This window comes from Mycobacterium sp. NPDC003323, from assembly GCF_053589535.1.
On record NZ_JBSFSB010000001.1, the window covers coordinates 327,693 to 346,740 of the forward strand.

The 19,048-nt window shown below is 66.5% G+C and carries 17 protein-coding genes; 11 read left to right on the forward strand and 6 right to left on the reverse strand.

Annotated elements, in window-relative coordinates; translation table 11 throughout:
• Positions 1–89 precede the first annotated feature (89 nt).
• The 9 genes from ACWDUN_RS01305 (at position 90) to ACWDUN_RS01345 (ending at position 9,306) form a co-directional block, all read left to right on the forward strand.
• Positions 90–851 carry a crotonase/enoyl-CoA hydratase family protein gene (locus ACWDUN_RS01305; RefSeq protein WP_449923513.1) on the forward strand — a complete coding sequence of 254 codons (762 nt, stop codon included), beginning with the start codon at positions 90–92 and terminating at the stop codon, positions 849–851.
• Positions 852–855: 4 nt separating this feature from the next.
• Entirely contained in the window at positions 856–1,653 is a 798-nt protein-coding gene (locus ACWDUN_RS01310; RefSeq protein ID WP_449923516.1) for an SDR family NAD(P)-dependent oxidoreductase, read from the forward strand.
• Positions 1,654–1,701: 48 nt separating this feature from the next.
• Complete coding sequence (locus ACWDUN_RS01315) at positions 1,702–2,412, forward strand: YncE family protein (protein ID WP_449923519.1); 711 nt, start codon at positions 1,702–1,704, stop codon at positions 2,410–2,412.
• Positions 2,413–2,539: 127 nt separating this feature from the next.
• Positions 2,540–3,376 (forward strand): enoyl-CoA hydratase, encoded by an 837-nt coding sequence (locus tag ACWDUN_RS01320; protein WP_449923522.1) that lies wholly within the window; start codon positions 2,540–2,542, stop codon positions 3,374–3,376.
• A complete protein-coding gene (locus ACWDUN_RS01325; protein ID WP_449923525.1) occupies positions 3,369–4,619 on the forward strand; it encodes an amidohydrolase family protein in 1,251 nt (416 codons plus the stop codon). The genes ACWDUN_RS01320 and ACWDUN_RS01325 overlap by 8 nt, the downstream gene beginning before the upstream one ends.
• Positions 4,620–4,624: 5 nt before the next feature.
• Entirely contained in the window at positions 4,625–6,232 is a 1,608-nt protein-coding gene (locus tag ACWDUN_RS01330) for an acyl-CoA synthetase (protein ID WP_449923528.1), read from the forward strand.
• Positions 6,229–7,086, forward strand: coding sequence for an amidohydrolase family protein (locus ACWDUN_RS01335; protein WP_449923531.1), 858 nt, complete (start codon positions 6,229–6,231; stop codon positions 7,084–7,086). Before ACWDUN_RS01330 ends, ACWDUN_RS01335 begins: the two co-directional genes overlap by 4 nt.
• Positions 7,086–8,132, forward strand: a complete 1,047-nt coding sequence (locus ACWDUN_RS01340; RefSeq protein ID WP_449923534.1) for an acyl-CoA dehydrogenase family protein — start codon at positions 7,086–7,088, stop codon at positions 8,130–8,132. The genes ACWDUN_RS01335 and ACWDUN_RS01340 overlap by 1 nt, the downstream gene beginning before the upstream one ends.
• Before the next feature lie 4 nt (positions 8,133–8,136).
• Positions 8,137–9,306, forward strand: coding sequence for an acyl-CoA dehydrogenase family protein (locus ACWDUN_RS01345; protein WP_449923537.1), 1,170 nt, complete (start codon positions 8,137–8,139; stop codon positions 9,304–9,306).
• Positions 9,307–9,374: 68 nt separating this feature from the next.
• Here the strand turns inward: ACWDUN_RS01345 and ACWDUN_RS01350 are convergent, their stop codons facing one another.
• The 3 genes from ACWDUN_RS01350 to ACWDUN_RS01360 form a co-directional block, all read right to left on the reverse strand.
• On the reverse strand, positions 9,375–10,607 hold the full coding sequence (locus ACWDUN_RS01350; RefSeq protein ID WP_449923540.1) for an amidohydrolase family protein: 1,233 nt from the start codon (positions 10,605–10,607) through the stop codon (positions 9,375–9,377).
• A gap of 85 nt (positions 10,608–10,692) precedes the next feature.
• Positions 10,693–11,838, reverse strand: coding sequence for a thiolase family protein (locus ACWDUN_RS01355; RefSeq protein WP_449923543.1), 1,146 nt, complete (start codon positions 11,836–11,838; stop codon positions 10,693–10,695).
• Positions 11,835–12,260 (reverse strand): Zn-ribbon domain-containing OB-fold protein, encoded by a 426-nt coding sequence (locus ACWDUN_RS01360; protein ID WP_449923546.1) that lies wholly within the window; start codon positions 12,258–12,260, stop codon positions 11,835–11,837. The genes ACWDUN_RS01355 and ACWDUN_RS01360 overlap by 4 nt, the downstream gene beginning before the upstream one ends.
• Before the next feature lie 88 nt (positions 12,261–12,348).
• Here ACWDUN_RS01360 and ACWDUN_RS01365 point away from each other — a divergent pair, with 88 nt between their 5' ends.
• Positions 12,349–13,878 carry an aldehyde dehydrogenase family protein gene (locus ACWDUN_RS01365; protein ID WP_449923549.1) on the forward strand — a complete coding sequence of 510 codons (1,530 nt, stop codon included), beginning with the start codon at positions 12,349–12,351 and terminating at the stop codon, positions 13,876–13,878.
• Here ACWDUN_RS01365 and ACWDUN_RS01370 read toward each other — a convergent pair.
• Positions 13,861–14,538, reverse strand: a complete 678-nt coding sequence (locus ACWDUN_RS01370) for a TetR/AcrR family transcriptional regulator (RefSeq protein WP_449923552.1) — start codon at positions 14,536–14,538, stop codon at positions 13,861–13,863. The two genes, ACWDUN_RS01365 and ACWDUN_RS01370, sit on opposite strands and share 18 nt — an antisense overlap.
• 2 nt (positions 14,539–14,540) lie before the next feature.
• Positions 14,541–15,734 carry a cytochrome P450 gene (locus ACWDUN_RS01375; RefSeq protein ID WP_449926141.1) on the reverse strand — a complete coding sequence of 398 codons (1,194 nt, stop codon included), beginning with the start codon at positions 15,732–15,734 and terminating at the stop codon, positions 14,541–14,543.
• A gap of 196 nt (positions 15,735–15,930) precedes the next feature.
• Here ACWDUN_RS01375 and ACWDUN_RS01380 point away from each other — a divergent pair, with 196 nt between their 5' ends.
• Positions 15,931–17,406: an aldehyde dehydrogenase family protein gene (locus ACWDUN_RS01380; RefSeq protein ID WP_449923554.1), complete on the forward strand. Its 1,476-nt coding sequence runs from the start codon at positions 15,931–15,933 to the stop codon at positions 17,404–17,406.
• 1 nt (position 17,407) lies between these two features.
• Here ACWDUN_RS01380 and ACWDUN_RS01385 read toward each other — a convergent pair whose 3' ends face one another.
• A complete protein-coding gene (locus tag ACWDUN_RS01385) occupies positions 17,408–19,048 on the reverse strand; it encodes an acyl-CoA synthetase (protein ID WP_449923557.1) in 1,641 nt (546 codons plus the stop codon).

Sequence of the window (19,048 nt, forward strand, 5' to 3'; positions counted from 1 at the left end):
GCGACTCTCGGCCGGTTACCGTAATAAATATAGTAATGTTTTCCGGTGTTTGATCTGCCCCCTTTCACTGCCGATAGCGAGGACCGAGAGTGGCCGACGAAATCCTGACCGAGCGCCGGGACCGCACCCTGATCATCACCATCAACCGGCCGGAGGCCCGCAACGCGTTCAACCTGCCGGTGGCGCAGGGATTGGCCGCCGCGATGGACGAACTCGACGACAGCCCGGAGCTCTCGGTGGCGATCCTGACCGGTGCCGGCGGAAACTTCAGTGCCGGAATGGATCTCAAGGCCTTCGCCTCCGGCGAGCTGCCCTATGTCGAGGGCCGGGGTATCGGGTTCACAGAACGTCCGCCGCGCAAACCGGTGATCGCCGCGGTCGAGGGGTATGCGCTGGCCGGTGGTACCGAGATGGTGCTCGCCACCGATCTGATCGTCGCCTCGCGGGAAGCCAAATTCGGTATCCCGGAGGTCAAGCGCGGCCTGGTCGCCGGCGGCGGCGGGCTGTTGCGCCTGCCCCAACGCATTCCCTACCAGAAGGCGCTCGAACTCGCGCTCACCGGTGAGAATTTCACCGCCGAGCAGGCCGCCGAATGGGGTTTCGTCAACAAGCTGACCGAACCCGGCAAGGCGCTCGACGGGGCACTGGAACTGGCCGAGAAGATCACCGCCAACGGCCCGCTGGCGGTCGCCGCAACCAAGGAGATCATCGTCAAGTCTGCCGAGTGGAGCCCCGCCGAGATGTGGCAGAAGCAGAACGAGATCATGGGCCCGGTCTTCGGGTCCAAGGACGCGATCGAGGGCGCCACCGCCTTCGCCGAGAAGCGCAAGCCGAACTGGACCGGCAGCTAGCCCGATGGATCTCGGCTTCGCGGGCGCGGCGACGGTCGTCGTCGGTGGCGGTCGCGGGATGGGTTTCGCGACGGCGCAGTGTCTGGCCGACGACGGTGCCCGGGTGGCGCTCATCGGTCGCACCCGCGAGGTGGTGGAGGCGGCAGCCGCGGACCTGACCCGGCGGGGGAGTCCCGATGCGGTGGCCGTCGTCGCCGACACCGGTGACGAGGAGAGCGTGCGGCGCGCCTTCGCCGAGATCGGCGCCCGTTGGGACGGCCAGGTCAACGCCCTGATCAACACCGTGGGCCCCGGTGCCGCCGGCAATTTCGAGGAGCTCACCGACGAGCAGTGGCGGGAGGCCTTCGACGCCGGCCTGATGGGTATGGTGCGCTGCGTGCGAGCGGCAATCCCGTTGCTGCGCAATGCCGAGTGGGGTCGCATCGTCAACTTCTCGGCCCATTCGACACAGCGGCAGAGCACCCGGCTACCTGCCTACACGGCCGCCAAGGCCGCGCTGAACAGCGTGTCCAAGAACCTGTCGCTGCAGTTGGCGCCCGACGAGATCATGGTGAACGTGGTCTCGCCGGGCAGTATCTCGTCCGAGGCGCTGCGGGGCTGGGCGGCGTCGGTGGGTGTCGACGGCGACGATCCGTACGCACTCATGGCGGCCATCGACGAGCATTTCGGGCACCCGGCGCACCTGCCGCGGGCCGGCCTGCCGTCCGAGATCGCACCCGTCGCGGCGTTCCTGGCGTCGCGGCGCAACTCGTACATGACTGGCGCGAACGTCAACGTCGACGGAGGCAGCGACTTCCTCTGATGCGCGGCTGATCCGGTTGACGGGGCCCAGGGTGGGCACTGTAGAAGGATGAACAGACGTTGCCACGCCGTGACGAGTGTGCTGGCCGTGGGCGCGTTGCTCGCCGGCTGTAGTGCTGAATCAGAACCGGACGCGGTCGGTAGACAACCGCACGACGCGGCCGCGACCGCCGACGGCACCATCGTGGTCGCCAACGAGGGCGGCGGCGGGGTGTTGTTCGTGCGCGACGGGCGAGTCGCCGCATCACTGCCCGCGGGGCCGCCACAGCCGGGTGGCGTTGCGGCCGAGGGAAATTACGCGGCCGTGGCGGATGTGCAGGACGGTGTGTGGGTGTACGACGCCGCCGCGGCCCGAGAGGTCGCGCAGGCCCGCGTCGGGACCAAGCTGACGCACGCGATCTCGCTGACGGGCGATTTGGCCGCCTTCGCCGACACCGACGGCGGCGCCGTCCTGATCGAACGCATCGACCCCCGGATCGCCGACGTGGCCCGCATCGATGCGCCGGGCAGAACATACGGGCTGGCCTACGACGGCGGTCGCGAACGACTCTATGTGACGCTGACCGCGTCGAACCTGCTGCGGGTGGTCGACGTGGCCGACCCCGCCTCCTCCCGGGTGCTCGGTGACGTGCCGACCGTGCAGCAACCCAATTCGGTTGCGGTGGCTCCCCGTTCGGGTGCCGTTCTGGTGACCGGCAGCAACGGCGACGGCAACGGAAGTGTGCAGATCATCGATGAGGATCTGCTGCCGCGCGGGTGAAATACCGGACTGGGTGACGGACCGGTTCGGCGCTACTTTTCGCAGGTGGAAGGCCGCGCGGGAGGCTTGCGGAATGTACTACCGATAGGTATACAGTAAGTATGTCCGAACGCAGGCTCTCCCGGTCATGACGGTTGCCGACAGTGTGGGCACCGAGGCGGTGCTCTACGACGTCACCGCCGGCGGCGTCGCCGTCATCACCCTCAACCGACCCGAGCGGCTGAACTCCTGGGGCGCCGACATCTCGCGTGGGGTGTACGCGTCCTTCGACCGCGCCGAGGCCGATGACGCGGTGCGGTCCATCGTGCTGACCGGTAGCGGTCGCGGATTCTGCGCGGGCGCCTACATGGGCGCCATGCAGGATCTCGGCGAGTCCATCAGCGGCGACACTGATGTCAGCAAGATCGTCGGTGAACGGCACCCGCACTTCCTGACCACACTGCGCAAACCGGTGATCGCCGCCATCAACGGTGCCTGTGTCGGGATCGGCCTGACCCACGCCCTGATGTGTGATGTCCGGTTCGCTTCCGCGGGAGCGAAATTCGCCACCGCCTTCCCGCGTCGCGGTCTGATCGGCGAGTACGGCATCACCTGGATCCTGCCGCGACTGGCCGGCTGGGGCGCCGCCGCGGACCTGCTGCTGTCCGGGCGTACCTTCCTGGCCGAGGAGGCCGCCGAGCTCGGACTGGTCAAATCGGTTGTCGCACCGGAAGATCTGCTGCCGACCGCGCTGGCCTATGCCGAGGACCTGGCCAGCAACTGCTCGCCGGCCTCGATGGCGGTGATCAAACGGCAGCTCTACGGCGATGCGAACGACGATGTCGTCGACGTCAGTGGTCGCGCCGAGACATTGATGCACGAGTCCATGGTGCGGCCCGACCTCATCGAGGGCATCACCGCCTTCTTCGAGAAACGCCCCCCGAACTTCCCGACACTGTCGCGAAAGGTTGACGAAAATGACTGATACCCCGGAGAAACTGCCGTACCTGGCCGTCGACGTCGACAACCACTACTACGAACCGATCGATGCCTTCACCCGGCACCTGCCCAAGGAGTTCCGCAGCCGCGGGGTCCAGATGGTGCAGGACGGTAAACGCACCATGGCGTTGTTCGGGGGCACCGTGAACCACTTCATCCCGAATCCCACATTCGACCCGATCATCGAACCGGGGTGTCTGGATCTGCTGTTTCGCGGTGAGATTCCCGAGGGTGTCGACCCGGCATCATTGATGAAGGTCGACCGGCTCTCGGAGCATCCGGAGTATCAGAACCGGGACGCCCGGCTGGCCGTGCTGGACCGTCAGCGCCTCGAAACGGTGTTCATGTTGCCGACTTTCGCGTGTGGCGTCGAAGAGGGGCTCAAGCACGATATCGAGGCCACCATGGCCTCGGTGCACGCTTTCAACCTGTGGCTCGATGAGGACTGGGGCTTCCATCGGCCCGACGGACGCTTCGTCTCCGCACCGCTCATCTCGCTGGCGGATCCGGTCAAGGCCGTCGAGGAGGTCGAGTTCGTGATCGGCCGCGGCGCCAAGCTGGTGTGCGTGCGACCGGCTCCGGTGCCGGGCGCGGTGCGGCCGCGTTCTCTCGGCGATCCGTCGCACGACCCGGTCTGGGCGCGGCTCGCCGAGGCAGGCGTCCCGGTGGTCTTCCACCTGTCGGACTCCGGTTACATGGCGGTACCCGCGCTATGGGGAGGCAGTGGGGTTTTCAGAGGGTTCGGCAAGCGCGACCCGCTGGACATGGTGATCATGGACGACCGCGCCATCCACGACACGATGGCCTCGATGATCGTGCACCAGGTGTTCACCCGGCACCCGAATCTGAAGGTGTGCAGTATCGAGAATGGTTCCTACTTCGTGTACCGGCTGATCAAGCGTCTGAAGAAGGCAGCCAACAACGCGCCGTACCACTTCACCGAGGATCCGGTCGAGCAGCTGCGCAACAACGTCTGGATCGCGCCGTATTACGAGGACGACGTGAAGTTGCTCGCCGACACCATCGGCGTCGACAAGATCCTGTTCGGATCCGACTGGCCGCACGGCGAGGGCCTGGCCGATCCGACGACGTTCACCGCTGACATTCCGCAGTTCCCCGAATTCAGTTTGGAGGACACCCGTAAGGTCATGCGCGACAACGCTCTTGAGCTTCTCGGTGATGTCAATCGGGTGGCCCCCGGGGTGCGCGATCTGACGGTCTCGGTGTAACCACGGTGCCCGAGTGGACCATCGGCGCCGTCATCGACGCCATCGCCGAGGCGGTGCCGGACCGCGAGATGACGGTGTGCGGGACGCGGCGCACCACCTTCGCCGAAGGTGCCGAGCGCACCCGTCGGCTGGCCAACTTCCTGACCCGTAACGGGTTCGGCGTACACACCGAACGTCACCAGCTGCACCGCTGGGAATGCGGTCAGGACCGGGTCGCGCTGCTGATGCACAACGACCTGTATCCGGAAATGGTCATCGGGTGCCTGAAGGCCCGCACGGTACCGGTCAACGTCAACTACTACTACTCAGCGGGTGAGGTCGCCGATCTGCTGGCCTACCTGCAACCCCGCGCCATCATCTATCACCGCTCACTCGGCACGAAGTTCGCCGACGTACTGGATGCCGAACTGCTGATCTCCGTCGACGACGGTGACGGCCCCGACATCAACGGCGCTATCACACTGGATCAAATACTGGCTCAACAGGATTCGTCCAACGCAGCGGTGGGGCGGCCCGACGATCTGCTGATGATCTGCACCGGCGGCACCACCGGACGGCCCAAGGGGGTCATGTGGCGCCAGGGTGACATCTATGTCTCGTCGATGAACGGTGCCGACCACGAGGATGTCGGCGAGATCCATGCCAAGGTGGCGCACGCGGGCCCGCCGTGGTTCGCGGTGTCCCCGCTGATGCACGCGGCCGGCATGTGGACGGCCTTCTCCGGGTTGCTGTCTGGGCAGACCGTGGTACTGCACGACACCAAGGCGCGCTTCGATGCCCGTACCGTGCTGCAGACCGCCGAACGCGAGAAGGTCGGCCTGATGACCATGGTCGGCGATGCCTACGCCGCACCCCTGGTCGAAGAGCTCGGTCGCAACTCCTACGACCTGTCGTCGATGTTCGCCATCGGCACCGGCGGCGCGGCGACCAACCCACGGCACCAACGCGTGCTGCTGGAACACATTCCGCAGATCACCATCATCAACGGATTCGGCTCCTCGGAGACCGGAAACATGGGCTTCGGCCACACCCAGCGCCAGACCGAGACGGCGGACACGTTCCAACTGCGGGCCGGTGGCCTGGTGCTGGCCGAGGACTACACCCGGTTCCTGGCACCCGGCGAGGAACAGGTCGGCTGGGCAGCCCGCAACGGCCGGATTCCGTTGGGCTACTTCGAGGATGCCGAGGCCACCGCGCGGACCTTCCCCGAAGTGGGTGGCGAACGGGTGGTGGTGTCCGGGGACCGCGCGGCGCTGGCCGCGGACGGGTCGCTGCGGCTGTACGGACGCGACTCGCTGGTGGTCAACACCGGCGGCGAGAAGGTGTTCGTCGAAGAGGTCGAGCAGGCTCTGCGGGCGCACTCCGACATCGTCGATGCCCTGGTGGTGGGCCGTCCCAGCGAGCGCTGGGGTGAGGAGCTGGTCGCGATCGTCGCAGCCGGTGCGCCGGTGAGCGCCGAGGTCCTGCGCGAGCACTGTGCGATGACGCTGGCCCGATTCAAAATCCCTAAGGATGTGCTGTTCGTCGACCAGGTCCGGCGCCTGGGCAACGGCAAGGCCGACTACCGGTGGGCCAAAGACCAAGTGGTGCAACAAGTGGAGACGCTCGCATGAACAAGGTGATCGACTGCCTGGCGAATGTGCACTTCGGTGAGACGGAGAACCAGCCGACCTTCATGAAGAAGGTGCGGGACGACTACTTCAAGGGCCCGAAGTCGATGTACGAGCCGATCGACCTGGCCGAGATGCTCGACGAGATGGATGCCCACGGTGTCCGCAAGGCCATCCTGATGGACTCGTTGGCCAAACCCTCGGTGACCGCCCGCAAGTTCGTCGAGGCCCATCCGGATCGTTTCGCATTGGCCATGGGCGGGGTGAATCTGCTGCGGCCCATCCCGTCGCTACGCGAACTGGAAGCCATCACCCGGGATCTACCGGTGGTGTACACCGTTGTCGGGCCCAGCTTCTGGGCAGACGGTCAGTACCCGCCGAGCGATGCGGTGTACTACCCGCTGTACACCAAATGCGCCGAACTGGAACTGCCGCTGTGTGTCAACACCGGGATGCCGGGCCCGCCGATCCCCGGTGAGGTACAGAACCCGATCCACCTCGACCGGGTGTGCGTGCGGTTCCCCGAACTCAAGCTGTGCATGATCCACGGCGCTGATCCGTGGTGGGATATCGCGATCCGCATGCTGATCAAGTACCAGAACCTGCGGTTGATGACCTCGGCGTGGTCGCCGAAGCGGTTGCCGGACAGCCTGTTGCACTACATGCGGACCCGAGGGCCGAAGAAGATCATCTTCGCCTCCGACTTCCCGGTGCTGCGTATGCAGCGGGTGGTGCCCGAGGCGCTCGCCCTGGACCTGCCCGCCGACGTGCTGGACAACTACCTCTACAACAACGCTGCCGAGTTCTTCTTCGGCGAGACCGCGGACGCGAGGAGCACAAAGGATATGAGGAACTGATGGACCGTTACGAACTGCGCAGGCTGGATTACAGCCTGACCGAGGATCACACCGATCTGCAGGCGGCATACAAACAGTTCTTCAAAACCCACTGCGATATCGAAACGGTGCGGGCGGCCGAACCGGCCGGGTTCGACAAGAGCCTATGGGAACGCCTGTGCGGTATGGGGGCGACCACCATGGGTCTGCCCGAGTCCGTCGGCGGGGACGGCGCCACCCTGGTTGACCTGACCCTGGTCGCCGAGGAGATCGGGCGGGTGCTGGCCCCGGTGCCGTGGATCGACCATGTGGTGGCGGCACGGCTGCTGGCACGGCTCGGTGTGCTGGATTCCCCGGAGATCGTGGCCGGCACCCAACTCGTCGCGCTCGATCCTGCGCAGGTGGAGCCGAGCGGTAGCAGGCTGATTCCGGCGGGCTCGATCGCCGACCACATCATCGTCCGCGACGGCGAGGACCTGGTACAGCTCGGCTACTCGACGCGACCGGCCAAGGTCGACAACATCGGCAAGCTGCCGATGGCCTGGGTGGATCCGGCGGCTGCGGACAACCGCACCGTGCTGGCCAGTGGTGCGGCGGCGTTGACCGAATACCAACGGGCGCTCGACGAATGGCGGCTGCTGACCGCATCGGCGCTGGTGGGTCTGGTCGAGGAGACCATGACGATCGCCGCGGAATTCGCCAAGACCCGTTACACGCTCGGCGTGCCGATCGGCACCCTGCAGGGCATTTCGCATCCGCTGGCCAATATCGCCATCACCGTGCAGTCCGGTCGCGGGCTGGCCCGGCGGGCCGCCTGGTTCCTGGACAACGAACCCGAGGAACGTCCGGAGCTGGCGCCCTCGGCGTATGTCTTCATGGCCGAAGAGGCCGCCAAGGCCGCCACCATGGCCGTGCACGTCCAGGGTGGGCTCGGGGTGTCGGCCGAAGCCGCCGCGACGGCCTACCTGGTCCGGGCGCGCGGCTGGGCGTTGGCCGGCGGTGATCCCGGTGCCACTGCGGTGCACATCGCCCGGATCGTCACGGCCCGCGAGAGTGTGGAGGCGTAACCAAATGGATTTCTCAGTCGTCGACCTGTCCGATGAGGACAAGGCGTTCCAGACCGAGTTGCGTGAGTTTTTGGCAGAGGTGGTGACCGAGGACGTCATCCGCCACGACCGCGAAACCGGCGACAACTTCCACGAGGGTGTGCATCTGGCACTCGGCGCGGCCGGCTACCTGGAGAAGGAATTCCGGTCCGAGGCGGACGGGGGATTTACCCGGGTGCAGTCGCGCATCTGGGCTCTGGAGCGGCGCCGGGCCGAGGTGCCGTGGGTGACCTGGGGTACCACCATCATGATCGCCCGGTCGGTCGCCAAGTTCGGCTCCGACGAGATCCGCGACGACGTGCTGCGCGGGGTGTTCGACGGGACCGTCCGGATGGCACTGGGCTATACCGAGCCCGAGGGTGGGTCCGACGTCGCCACCTGCAAGACCCGTGCCGTGCGCGACGGCGACCAGTGGGTTATCAACGGGTCCAAGATGTTCACCACCGGCGCGCACAACTGCAAGTACGTCTTCCTGATCACCAACACCGACCCCGAGGCGCCGAAACACAAGAGCCTCACCATGTTCCTGGTCCCGCTGGACTCACCCGGCGTCGAGATCCAGGGCATCCGCACCGTCGACGGTGACCGCACCAACATCGTCTACTACTCCGATGTCCGCGTCGACGACAAGTACCGCCTCGGTGAGGTGAACGGCGGCTGGACGGTCGTGCGCGAACCACTCGACGCCGAGCACGGTGCGGTGGCCGCCGCCGATGACGGGCTCGCCGATGTGGCGATCATGGCCCATCAGGCCGGGTTCATGGCCGAGGCCGCCGACAATGTCGCCGCCCTGGTAGCACCGCGCATCGACGATGCCTCGGTGGCCTATCGGCTGGGCCGCAGTGTCGCCCGTATCGAGGCCTCGCTGTCGGCGCCGAGCATCTTCGGTCGGGTGGCGCTGGCGCAGACCATGCGTGACGTGTCGCCCGACCTGATGGATATCGCCGGATCCGTTGCCGCACTGCCGATCGGAGCCGACGGTGGTGCCGATGATCGCAGTGAGTACGTGTATCGGTTCGCGCCGTTGGTGGGTATCTACGGCGGCACGCTCGAGGTGTTCCGGAACATGATCGCCCAGCACGTCCTGGGGCTGGGCAAGCCCAACTACTCGCCGCCCAAGGCCAAGGTTTCCTAGCCGCGAGCAGACGCAAATGGTCGCGAAAACCTTCGGTTATAGCGACCATTTACGTCTGCTCGCGGGGTTCATGGGGCGGCGAGCACCGGGGGATCGACCGCCGCCGGATCCGGGTTCGCGATCGGCAGGCCCATGAACCGCCGGGCGTTGTCACCCATGAAGTCATAGGTGCGCCGCACGTCCATCCCCTCGGCGTAGCGCCAGAACCCCTTGGGCTCGGCCAGACCCTCGGGATGGGGATAGTCCGATCCGAACAGCACCTTGTCCCAGCCGACGGTCGTCACCACATCGGACACACAGCCCTCCCAGAACGGGCTGACCCAGATGTTGCGCCGGAACACCTCGTGCGGGTGTTCGGGGAAGTTCTGCGGCATCTTCTTCTGCAGATCCTCGAAATCATTGAACAGCGGGAAGATCCAGCCGCTGCCGTTCTCGACGCTGGCGACCCGCAACTTCGGGAAGCGGGTGAGCGTGCCATGGCAGATCAGTGCGGTGATCATGTCCGCGATCTCACGATGGCCCAGCACCATCCAGCGGAAGGCGCTCTGCGCCATGAAGTTCTGCGTGTACGGCGGCTCCCACTTGCCGACGTAGTCATCCAGCGGCGGGTAGCTGGCGTGCAGCACGATGGGAAGCCCGGCGGACTCGACATCGCGCCAGAACGGGTCGAACTCCGGTAGCGCGGGGGAGCGCCAGCCGTGCAGACCGTTGACCGGCCCCGGTTTGATCAACGCCACCTTGGCGCCGCGCTCCAGGATCCATTCCAATTCGCGCTGAGCGGCATCGACCTCGGACAGATTGATGATCGGGGTGGTGAACACCCGATCCTGGTAGTTGAAGCTCCAGTGTTCGTGGATCCACTCGTTGAGCGCGTGCACGATGGCCAGCGTCAGCGCGGGATCATCGGCGCTGGAATGTTCGACCAGGCTGCCCAGCGTCGGATAGTTCAGGCACTCGGTGACGCCCTGGCGGTCGAGTTCCTTGACGCGGGCTTCGGGACTGCGGGTGGCCTCGGGCGCCTCGATGGCCTTGCCCTGCATCTCGCGTAGTGTCTGGCCCTCGGTGTTCTCGCCGGCGAAGAACTTCTCATGGGCGCCGGGTGCGGCGACCCGCTCGAAGGTCGGGTTGGGGATGAAATCGGTGACCCGGTTATTGATCACCACCCGGGTCTGTCGGCCGAACTGCCCGTACTGGACCGCGCGGCTGTACTTCTCGGGCAGGAACTTGATCAGCGCATCGGCGGTCTCGTACATGTGCTGGTCGGCATCGAAGATCGGTGCGTCCCGGAACTGCTCGGTCATGATGGTGGGTTCCTTTTCTCCCGCGAGCAGACGTGAAGGGCCCTCAAATCAGCCAATTTTGGGGCCGTTCGCGTCTGCTCGTGCATCAGGTGGTGAGGACGGTGGCGCCGGCGGTGCCGGGGGCGCCATAGAGTTGCGCGAAGCCGACCCGCGGGTTGCCGGGGACCTGCCGGTCGCCCGCCTCGCCGCGCAGCTGACGCACCAGTTCGTGGATCTGCCGTAGCCCGGACGCGCCGATGGGCTCGCCGTTGGCGATCAGCCCGCCGTCGGTGTTGACGGGCAGCGACCCGCCGATCTCGGTGGCGCCGTCGGCCAGCAGCTTTTCCTGATCGCCGTCGGCGCAGAAACCGCATTCGGCCATGTGGATGATCTCGGCCCCCGCGTCGGTGTCCTGCAGCTGCACGACGTCGACGTCCTCGGGCGCCACCCCGGCTCTCTCGAATGCGGCGCGGGCGGCGTAGACGGTGGGTGCGACGTCCTCGGTGACGGGGGCGCAGGTGGTGTTCACCTCATAGGCCCCGTAGCGGCGGGTGCGTACCTCGACGGCCCGCAGGTACACCGGTTTCGAGGTGTATTTGTGGGCCAGGTCGGCCCGGCACATCACCACCGCGGCCGCACCCTCGTCGGGGGCGCAGAACATGTATTGGGTCAGCGGGTAGTTCAGCATCGTCGAGTTGAGGATGTCGTCCTCGCTGATCGGCTTGCGGCGGAACGCGTTCGGATTCATCGCGCCGTTTCGCAGGTTCTTGTTGGCGACCTTGGCCAGCGTGCGTTGCGAGATGTTGTGGTCGTGCAGGTACCGGTTGGCCTTCATGCCGAAGAACTGGGTGGTCAGGTACTGGCCGTTCTCGGCGTACCAGGCGGGCATGCCGACCAGTGCGGGGTCCTCGGTGAAGGCGCCGCGGGGATGCTTGTCCAGTCCGACGGCGACGCCGATATCGTAGTCGCCCAACCGGATTCCGTCGGCACACACCTTGGCCGCGCTGGCGGCGGTCGCGCAGGCGTTGAACACATTGGTGAACGGGATCCCGGACAGGCCGACCATGCCGACGATGGCGTCCGGATTGGCGACGGTCCAGCTGCCGCCGGTGGCGGCCCCGATGTCCTTCCAGTCCACCCCGGCGTCGGCGACGGCGGCGAAGATGGCGTCGACGCCCATCTCCATGGCCGACTTGCCCTCGAACCGGCCGAACGGGTGCAGTCCGACCCCGATGATGGCGACGTCGTTCATGAGGATGCTCCCAGGGGCTTGAAGGCGAAGGTGACGATCTCGTCGCCGTCGGCATCGGTGGTGAACGGGATCATGGTGAGCTCGACCGGCATACCGAATTCCAGTTTTGCCGGGTCGTTCTCGGTGAGTCGGCCTTCCACCCGGATCACGTCCCCGAGCTGGACCAGCCCGACCCCGAACGGCACAAAATCCTTGCCGGTCGGTCCCTTGTAAGGCGGACCGGGCGGGAAGCCCTGGGTGGTCCAGGCGATCAGGGTGCCGTGGCGCGGCAGGTGTTCGGCTGTCATCGCGTCGCTGCTGCACGCCGGGCACCGCCGCTGCACCGGGAACGTCGTCGCCGTGCAGTTGCCACACCGACTGCCGATCAACGCGGGCTGGGCGTCCGGCCACGTCGATATGTCCTCTGCCAGTGCTTTCTGCATCCGGCTCTCCTCGCAATCGGTAACTGAACTAGCCAACTGTAATTCTTACAGTATCGTAGCTTCACATCATCGGGAACGGGAGGTCGTCGTGAGTGACGTTGTGGTCGATCAGACGAGCGTGCAGATCGGCCGTCGTGCGGCCGCACGCGCCGAGAAGCGGATGCTGATCGACGGCGATCTGGTCGAGGCGGCGGCGGAGTTCGACAACCACAGCCCGGCAACCGGATTGCTGCTCGGCACCACCGCGGCGGCCGGACCCGAGGAGATGGGCGCCGCGATCGGTGCTGCACGTCGGGCCTTCGATGACACCGACTGGTCGACCAACCGAGCGCTGCGCCGGCGGGTGCTGCTGCAACTGCAGGACGCCATCGAGGCCGAAACGGAGGAGCTACGCGAGGAGCTCATCGCCGAGGTCGGTTGCCCGGTGATGACCACCCAGAACGCCCAGCTCGACTGGCCGTTGGCCGATGCGTTGCGCTACCCGGCGCGCCTGGTCGACGAGTTCGAATGGGAACGTCGCCTCGACGGGGGCGGGCTCTTCGGGGAGCGCAACGCGCGCACCGTGGTCAAGGAACCGGTCGGCGTCGTGGCCGCGATCACCCCGTCCAACTTCCCGGTCGAGGTCATCCTCAACAAGCTGGGACCCGCACTGGCCGCCGGGAACACCGTGGTGCTCAAGCCGGATCCGCACACACCGTGGAACGCGACCCGGCTCGGTCGGCTGATCGCCGAGCGCACGGACCTGCCCGCCGGGGTGGTCAATGTGGTGCCCACCGCATCCAACGATGTCGCGGGATTGTTGGGCACCGACCCGCGCGTCGACATGGTGTCGTTCACCGGATCCACGGCCGTCGGAAGACATCTGATGCGGGTCGGCGCGGACACCATGAAGCGCACTTTCCTGGAACTAGGTGGTAAGTCGGCGATGATCGTGCTCGACGACGCCAACCCGGGGCACGTCATTCCCGGTGCCATCGGCGCGTGTGTGCACGCCGGTCAGGCGTGCGCGGCGAACACCCGGATGCTGGTGCACCGCAGCTTGTTCAACGAGGCCGTGGCCAATGTGACCATGGCATTCGCCGGCGTGCCGGTCGGTGACCCGGCGCTACCCGGCACCCTGGTCGGACCGCTGATCAGCGCGGCGCAGAAGCAGCGGGTGCTCGACGCGATCGAGGGTGCCCGCCGTGACGGTGCCCAGATCGTGGTGGGCGGCGGCGAACCCGTCGGTCTGCCCGCCGATCTGGCCGAAGGCCACTTCGTGGCGCCGACGGTGATTGTGGGCGCGGATCCCGCGTCGGCGATCGCGCAGGACGAGGTGTTCGGACCGGTGCTGGTGCTCATCCCATTCGACGACGATGACGAGGCGGTGCGGCTGGCCAACGACAGCAGCTTCGGACTGGCCGGTGCGGTCATGTCGAAGTCACCCGAGCGGGCGATGGGTGTGGCCCGCCGGATCCGCACCGGTGCGATCGGTGTCAACGGCGGCATGTACTACGGCGCCGACGCGCCGTTCGGCGGCTACAAGAACAGTGGTGTCGGAAGACAGTGCGGTATCGAGGGTTTCGCGCAGTACACCGAGACGAAGACCATCGGGTGGCGGCTACCGCGGCAGGGTTAGTCCCTCGGCGTGATCGAGGATGCACTCCAGCACGTATTCGAAGTTGATGTCATCGGCGACACCCATCCGGTGCCCGCGCCCGGTCGCCTCGGCGATGGTCGGCATGGTGGCCGCGTCGATGATGCCGCGGTCGCCGTCGGCGCGTGGGGTGATGCCGGGCATCTTGTCCTGGAGGCGCTCCATGATCACGGTGGCCCGGACGTGGGTGGCGATCGCCGAATAGGTGTCGAAGGCGTCCTCGGTGGACAGTCCGGCGCGGACCAGTGCGGCGACCGGAGATTCGAGTTTGCGGATGGCGCCCTGCACGGCGGCACGCCCGTAGGAGCCGCGGATCAAGACGAGATCGCAGAGGATCGGATTGCCGCGGAACGTCTTTCGCATCATGCGGGCGTGGTGGGCCAGCGATTGGCGCCAGTTGCCGGCGTCGATGCTCGATGCGGTGAAATCGTATTCGTCGAGCGCACGGTCGGTCATCGCGTCCAGCAGGTCGTCCTTGCGGCGGAAGTACCAGTAGATGCTGGTGACGCCGACATCGAGATGCTTGGCCAACTGCGGCATGCTCAGATTGTCGATCGACACCTCGGCGGCGACCTCGAACGCGCCGTTGAGGATCTCTTCGACGCTGATCGAACCCCGCTCCCGACGTGTCCTGCGGGCCATGCTCAGCGGATCGGGTCGAAGGTGACCGGCACGGCGGTGGGGGATCGGAAGGGCTGACCGAAGATATGCGGATCGTCGGTGGTGTCGAGTTCGATATTCGTGACCCGGTCGAGCAGGCACTCGATGGCCACCCGGGTCTCCATCCTGGCCAGGTGCAGACCCAGACAGGTGTGCTCGCCGGCGGCAAAGGTGATGTGCGGCACCCGGTCCCGGAAGATGTCGAACTCCTCGGCACGCGCCCACCGACTCTCGTCGCGGTTGGCCGAGCCGATGCACACGTCGATCACCGCACCGGCGGGCAGCGCCACCCCGTCGAGTTCGGTGTCCACGCTGGCCGAGCGCTGCACCGTGGTCAAGGGTGTCTCGTACCGCAGGCCCTCTTCGATGGCCGCACCGATCAGTTCGTGATCGGACTGCACCGCGGCGAACTGGTCGGGATGGGTCAGCAGCAGGTAGAGCAGATTGCCCGAGGATCGGAACGTGGTCTCCAGTCCGGCCGGCAACAGCAGGCGCAGGAACGAGTAGATCTCCTCGTCGGTGAGCTTCTCGCCGTCCACCTCTGCGGTCACCAGGTCGCCGATGATGTCGTCGGTGGGGGCGGACCGGCGCAGCTCGATCTGGTTGACGAAGTAATCCTTCAGGGCGGCCGACGCTTCGAAGGCGCGCTTGTATTTCACGTGGTAGCTGATCAGTTCGACGGCCCGGGCCCGGAACCAGGTGAGGTCCTCCTCGGGTAGGCCCAGCAGCTTGGAGATGACGCGGGTCGGGAACTCGAAGGTGAAATCCTTGACCAGGTCCGCCCGACCGGTGTCGATGAACTCGTCGATCAGTTGTTCGCAGATGGGGCGCACGATCTCGGGTTCCCATCGCTTGAGCGACTTGGCCTTGAAGGCGGTGGTGACCAGATTGCGGTGCGCCCGGTGTAGTGGGCCCTCCATCGCCAGGATGGACGGGCCGATGAAGAGCCCGATCGTCTCGTCGTAGATCTTCGAGTTGAAGGACTTGCTGTCCCGGAAGGCGGTGTTGACCGCGTCGAAGGACACCGCGGCGTACTGGTGGGCGGGGCGGAACTCGTCGGGCGTCTTGGACCAGTCCATGACGCTGCCCTCGAAGACGCCGTGCCGGCTCCGGTGCGCCTGGAACAGGGGATAGGGGTTGCGCAGCAGATTGAACGACTCACCGAGAGCGGCTTCCACCGCCCCGACCGGCTCGATCTCCCGGGTCTGACTGTCCACTGCTGCTCCCGTCTCGGGTCGTTACCGACCGATATTACTGTAAAGCTTACAGTAGAACGTCCTGTCCGTACGAACTGTTGCCTCTTCCAGTGCCGATGAATCATTGGCGCGGCTGTTGCAGGCTGCTACCGTCGGATTTACCGAAAGGAGTTCGACGATGAGCGCAGCCCGGGTGTCCACCGAGGACCGGACGGATCTGGCAGACCTGCTGAATCGTCAACGTCAGGCCTTTGTCGCCGCGGGGCCGCCGGATATCGCACAGCGTCGCAACCGCATCGATCGACTGCTGGCCCTCGTGCTGGACAACACCGACGCCTTCGTCGACGCAATGGCCGCCGACTTCGGTACCCGGTCGCGGGCCGCCTCGTTGTTCACCGAGGTCGTCGGCATGATCCCGGTCATCGAACACACCAGAGCCCATGTCCCGCAATGGATGAAGGCCACCCCGCTGATGCGGGCCGCGCGGTTTGCGGGGTTGCGCGCCGAGGTCGAACCGGCCCCGCTGGGTGTCGTGGGGATCATCGGACCCTGGAACTTCCCGCTCAACCTGGTGGTGCTGCCGGCGGCGGCGGCCTTCGCGGCGGGTAACCGGGTGATGATCAAGATGTCCGAAGTCACCTCTCGGACAGCCGAACTGATGGCCGAATTGGCTCCGAAGTACTTCGAGGACACCGAACTGGCGGTGGTGACCGGCGGCCCCGAGGTGGCCGCGGAATTCGCCTCCCTCGCCTTCGACCATCTGTTCTTCACCGGGTCCCCCGCGGTGGGGTCGTTGGTCCAGCGGGCCGCGGCGGCCAACCTCGTCCCGGTGACCCTGGAGCTGGGCGGCAAGAATCCCGTCGTCGTCGCGCCCGACGCCGATATCGACCGTTCGGCCACCCGGATTGCACAGGCACGCATGGTCAACGGTGGTCAGGTATGCGTCTGTCCGGATTACGTTTTCGTCCCGCAGGCCGATCTGGCGAGATTCCTGACCGTCGTCCGGCAGACCTGGGTGGGAATGTTCTCCCACATCGTCACCAACGACGACTACTGCTCGAGTGTCAACGAGGCCAACTTCGACCGGGTGGTGGCGCTCGTCGAGGACGCCCGATCGCGCGGGGCGGGTGTGCACACCGTCGCGCCGGCCGGCGAGACGCTGCCCGACCGGGCCAGCCGCAAGATCGCACCGACGCTGGTCACCGGTATCGACGACACCATGGCGATCGCATCGGAGGAGATCTTCGGTCCGGTACTGTCAGTGCTGGGCTACTCGGCACTGGACGAGGTGATCGACTACGTCAACGCCCGGCCCGCGCCGCTGGTCGCGTACTGGTTCGGCCCCGACGGTGACGGGTTCCGCGGTTTCATCCGCCGGACCCGCAGCGGCGGGGTCGCACGCAATGACTTTGCCGCCCAGATGATCCCGTCCGCCGCACCGTTCGGTGGTGTCGGGCGCAGCGGGATGGGGGCGTATCACGGCAAGGCCGGTTTCGACGCCTTCAGCCACCACCGCACCGTGGTGGGCACCGACCTGCCGTTCAGCATGACCGGATCGGCCGCCCCGCCGTTCCGGCGTGGAATGCGGATGTACGCCGACCTGTCGCTGGGCCTGGCCCGGCGCCGGACCCGGCGCCGGCTGGCTTCCCGGTGAACTAGTCGCCGAGACCGGCCTGCTCGCGGGCCCACCGGTAGTCGGCCTTACCGGCGGGGCTGCGCACGATCACCGGCCGGAAGACCACCGCCTTGGGCAACTTGTACCGGGCGATCGTCGTCTCGGCGTGTGTGATGAGATCCTGGGCGCTGGCCTGCGCGCCGTCGGCGAGTGCCACCACCGCGACCACCTCGGCGCCCCACCGTTCGCTCGGCCGACCGGCCACCACGACATCGGCCACCGCCGGGTGCGAGGCGATCGCGGACTCGACCTCCTCGGCGAAGATCTTCTCGCCGCCGGAGTTGATGGTCACCGAATCGCGGCCCAGCAACTCGATGGCACCACCGTCCAGATGGCGGGCGCGGTCCCCGGGTACGGCGAACCGGACACCGTCGATCACCGGAAAGGTCTTGGCGGTTTTGGCGGCATCACCCTTGTAGCCCAACGGGACATAACCCCGTTGGGCCAACCAGCCCAGCCCGTCATGGGCAGCGGGTAACACGGCGCCGAAATCCTCGGCGACCACACAGGTATCGGGCCCGGCATTGAAGGTGCCGGTCGAGACCGCGCCGGGCGCGGACATGTGACTCATCTGCGCACCGGTCTCCGAAGAGCCGACACCGTCGATGACGATGAGGCCGGGTTTGGCGTCGATGAGTTGCTGTTTGACGTACGGGGTCAATTGGGCGCCACCGTTGGCGATGACGGCCAAGCTGGAGACATCGGCGGCGCCGCTACGGATGGCCGCCAGCAGTGGACGGGCCATCGCGTCGCCGACCACGGTGGCCACCAGCACCCGTTCGGTCTCGATGGCGCGCACCACCTCGTCGGCATCGAAGGTGTCGACGGTGGCCGGGAACACCAGCGTCTGACCGGTGGTGATCGCCGTCATCGCCGCCCACTGTGCGGCACCGTGGATGAGCGGCGGCAGGATCATCAGCTTGGTGCCGGGATTCTCGGCGACCCGGGTGGCGATCTCCTCGACCGAGGTCGCGCGTTCTCCGGTCACCATGTTCCGGCCGCCGAACGCGGTCATGAAGATGTCGTGTTGGCGCCACAGCACACCCTTGGGCATGCCGGTGGTGCCGCCGGTGTAAAGCACGTACAGATCGTCGGGGCTGGGCTCCACGGGTGGCGCGACGCCGTCGGCAGTGACGATCGACTCGTAATCGACCGCGCCGTCCAGCAATTCGTGCCCGGAATCGTCGGCGATCTGGATCAGCACCCGCAGGTGGGGGAGTTCGGCCCGGATCTCGGCGACCCGCGGTGCGAACGCGGCGTGGTAGAGCAGCGCCGAAGCCTCGGAATCGGCCAGCAGATACTGCAATTCGTTCTTCACATACCGGTAGTTGACGTTGAACGGCGCGACCCGGGCTCCGAAGGCGCCCAGCATGCCTTCCACGAACTCGGGTCCGTTGTAGGCGTAGATCCCCAGCAGGTCCTGCCCGACCTCGTGTCCGGCCAGTGCGGCGCGATCGGTGTGGGCGCCCAGGCCCTGGGCGTGTAGGTAGGCGGCCAGCTTCTGGGAGCGGCCGACGATGTCGGCGTAGCTGTAGCGGCGCTCACCCTGAACCACCAAGGTGCGGTCGGGGATCGCGGCGGCGACGGCTTCGGCGACGGCAGAGACGGTGAATTGGGTCAT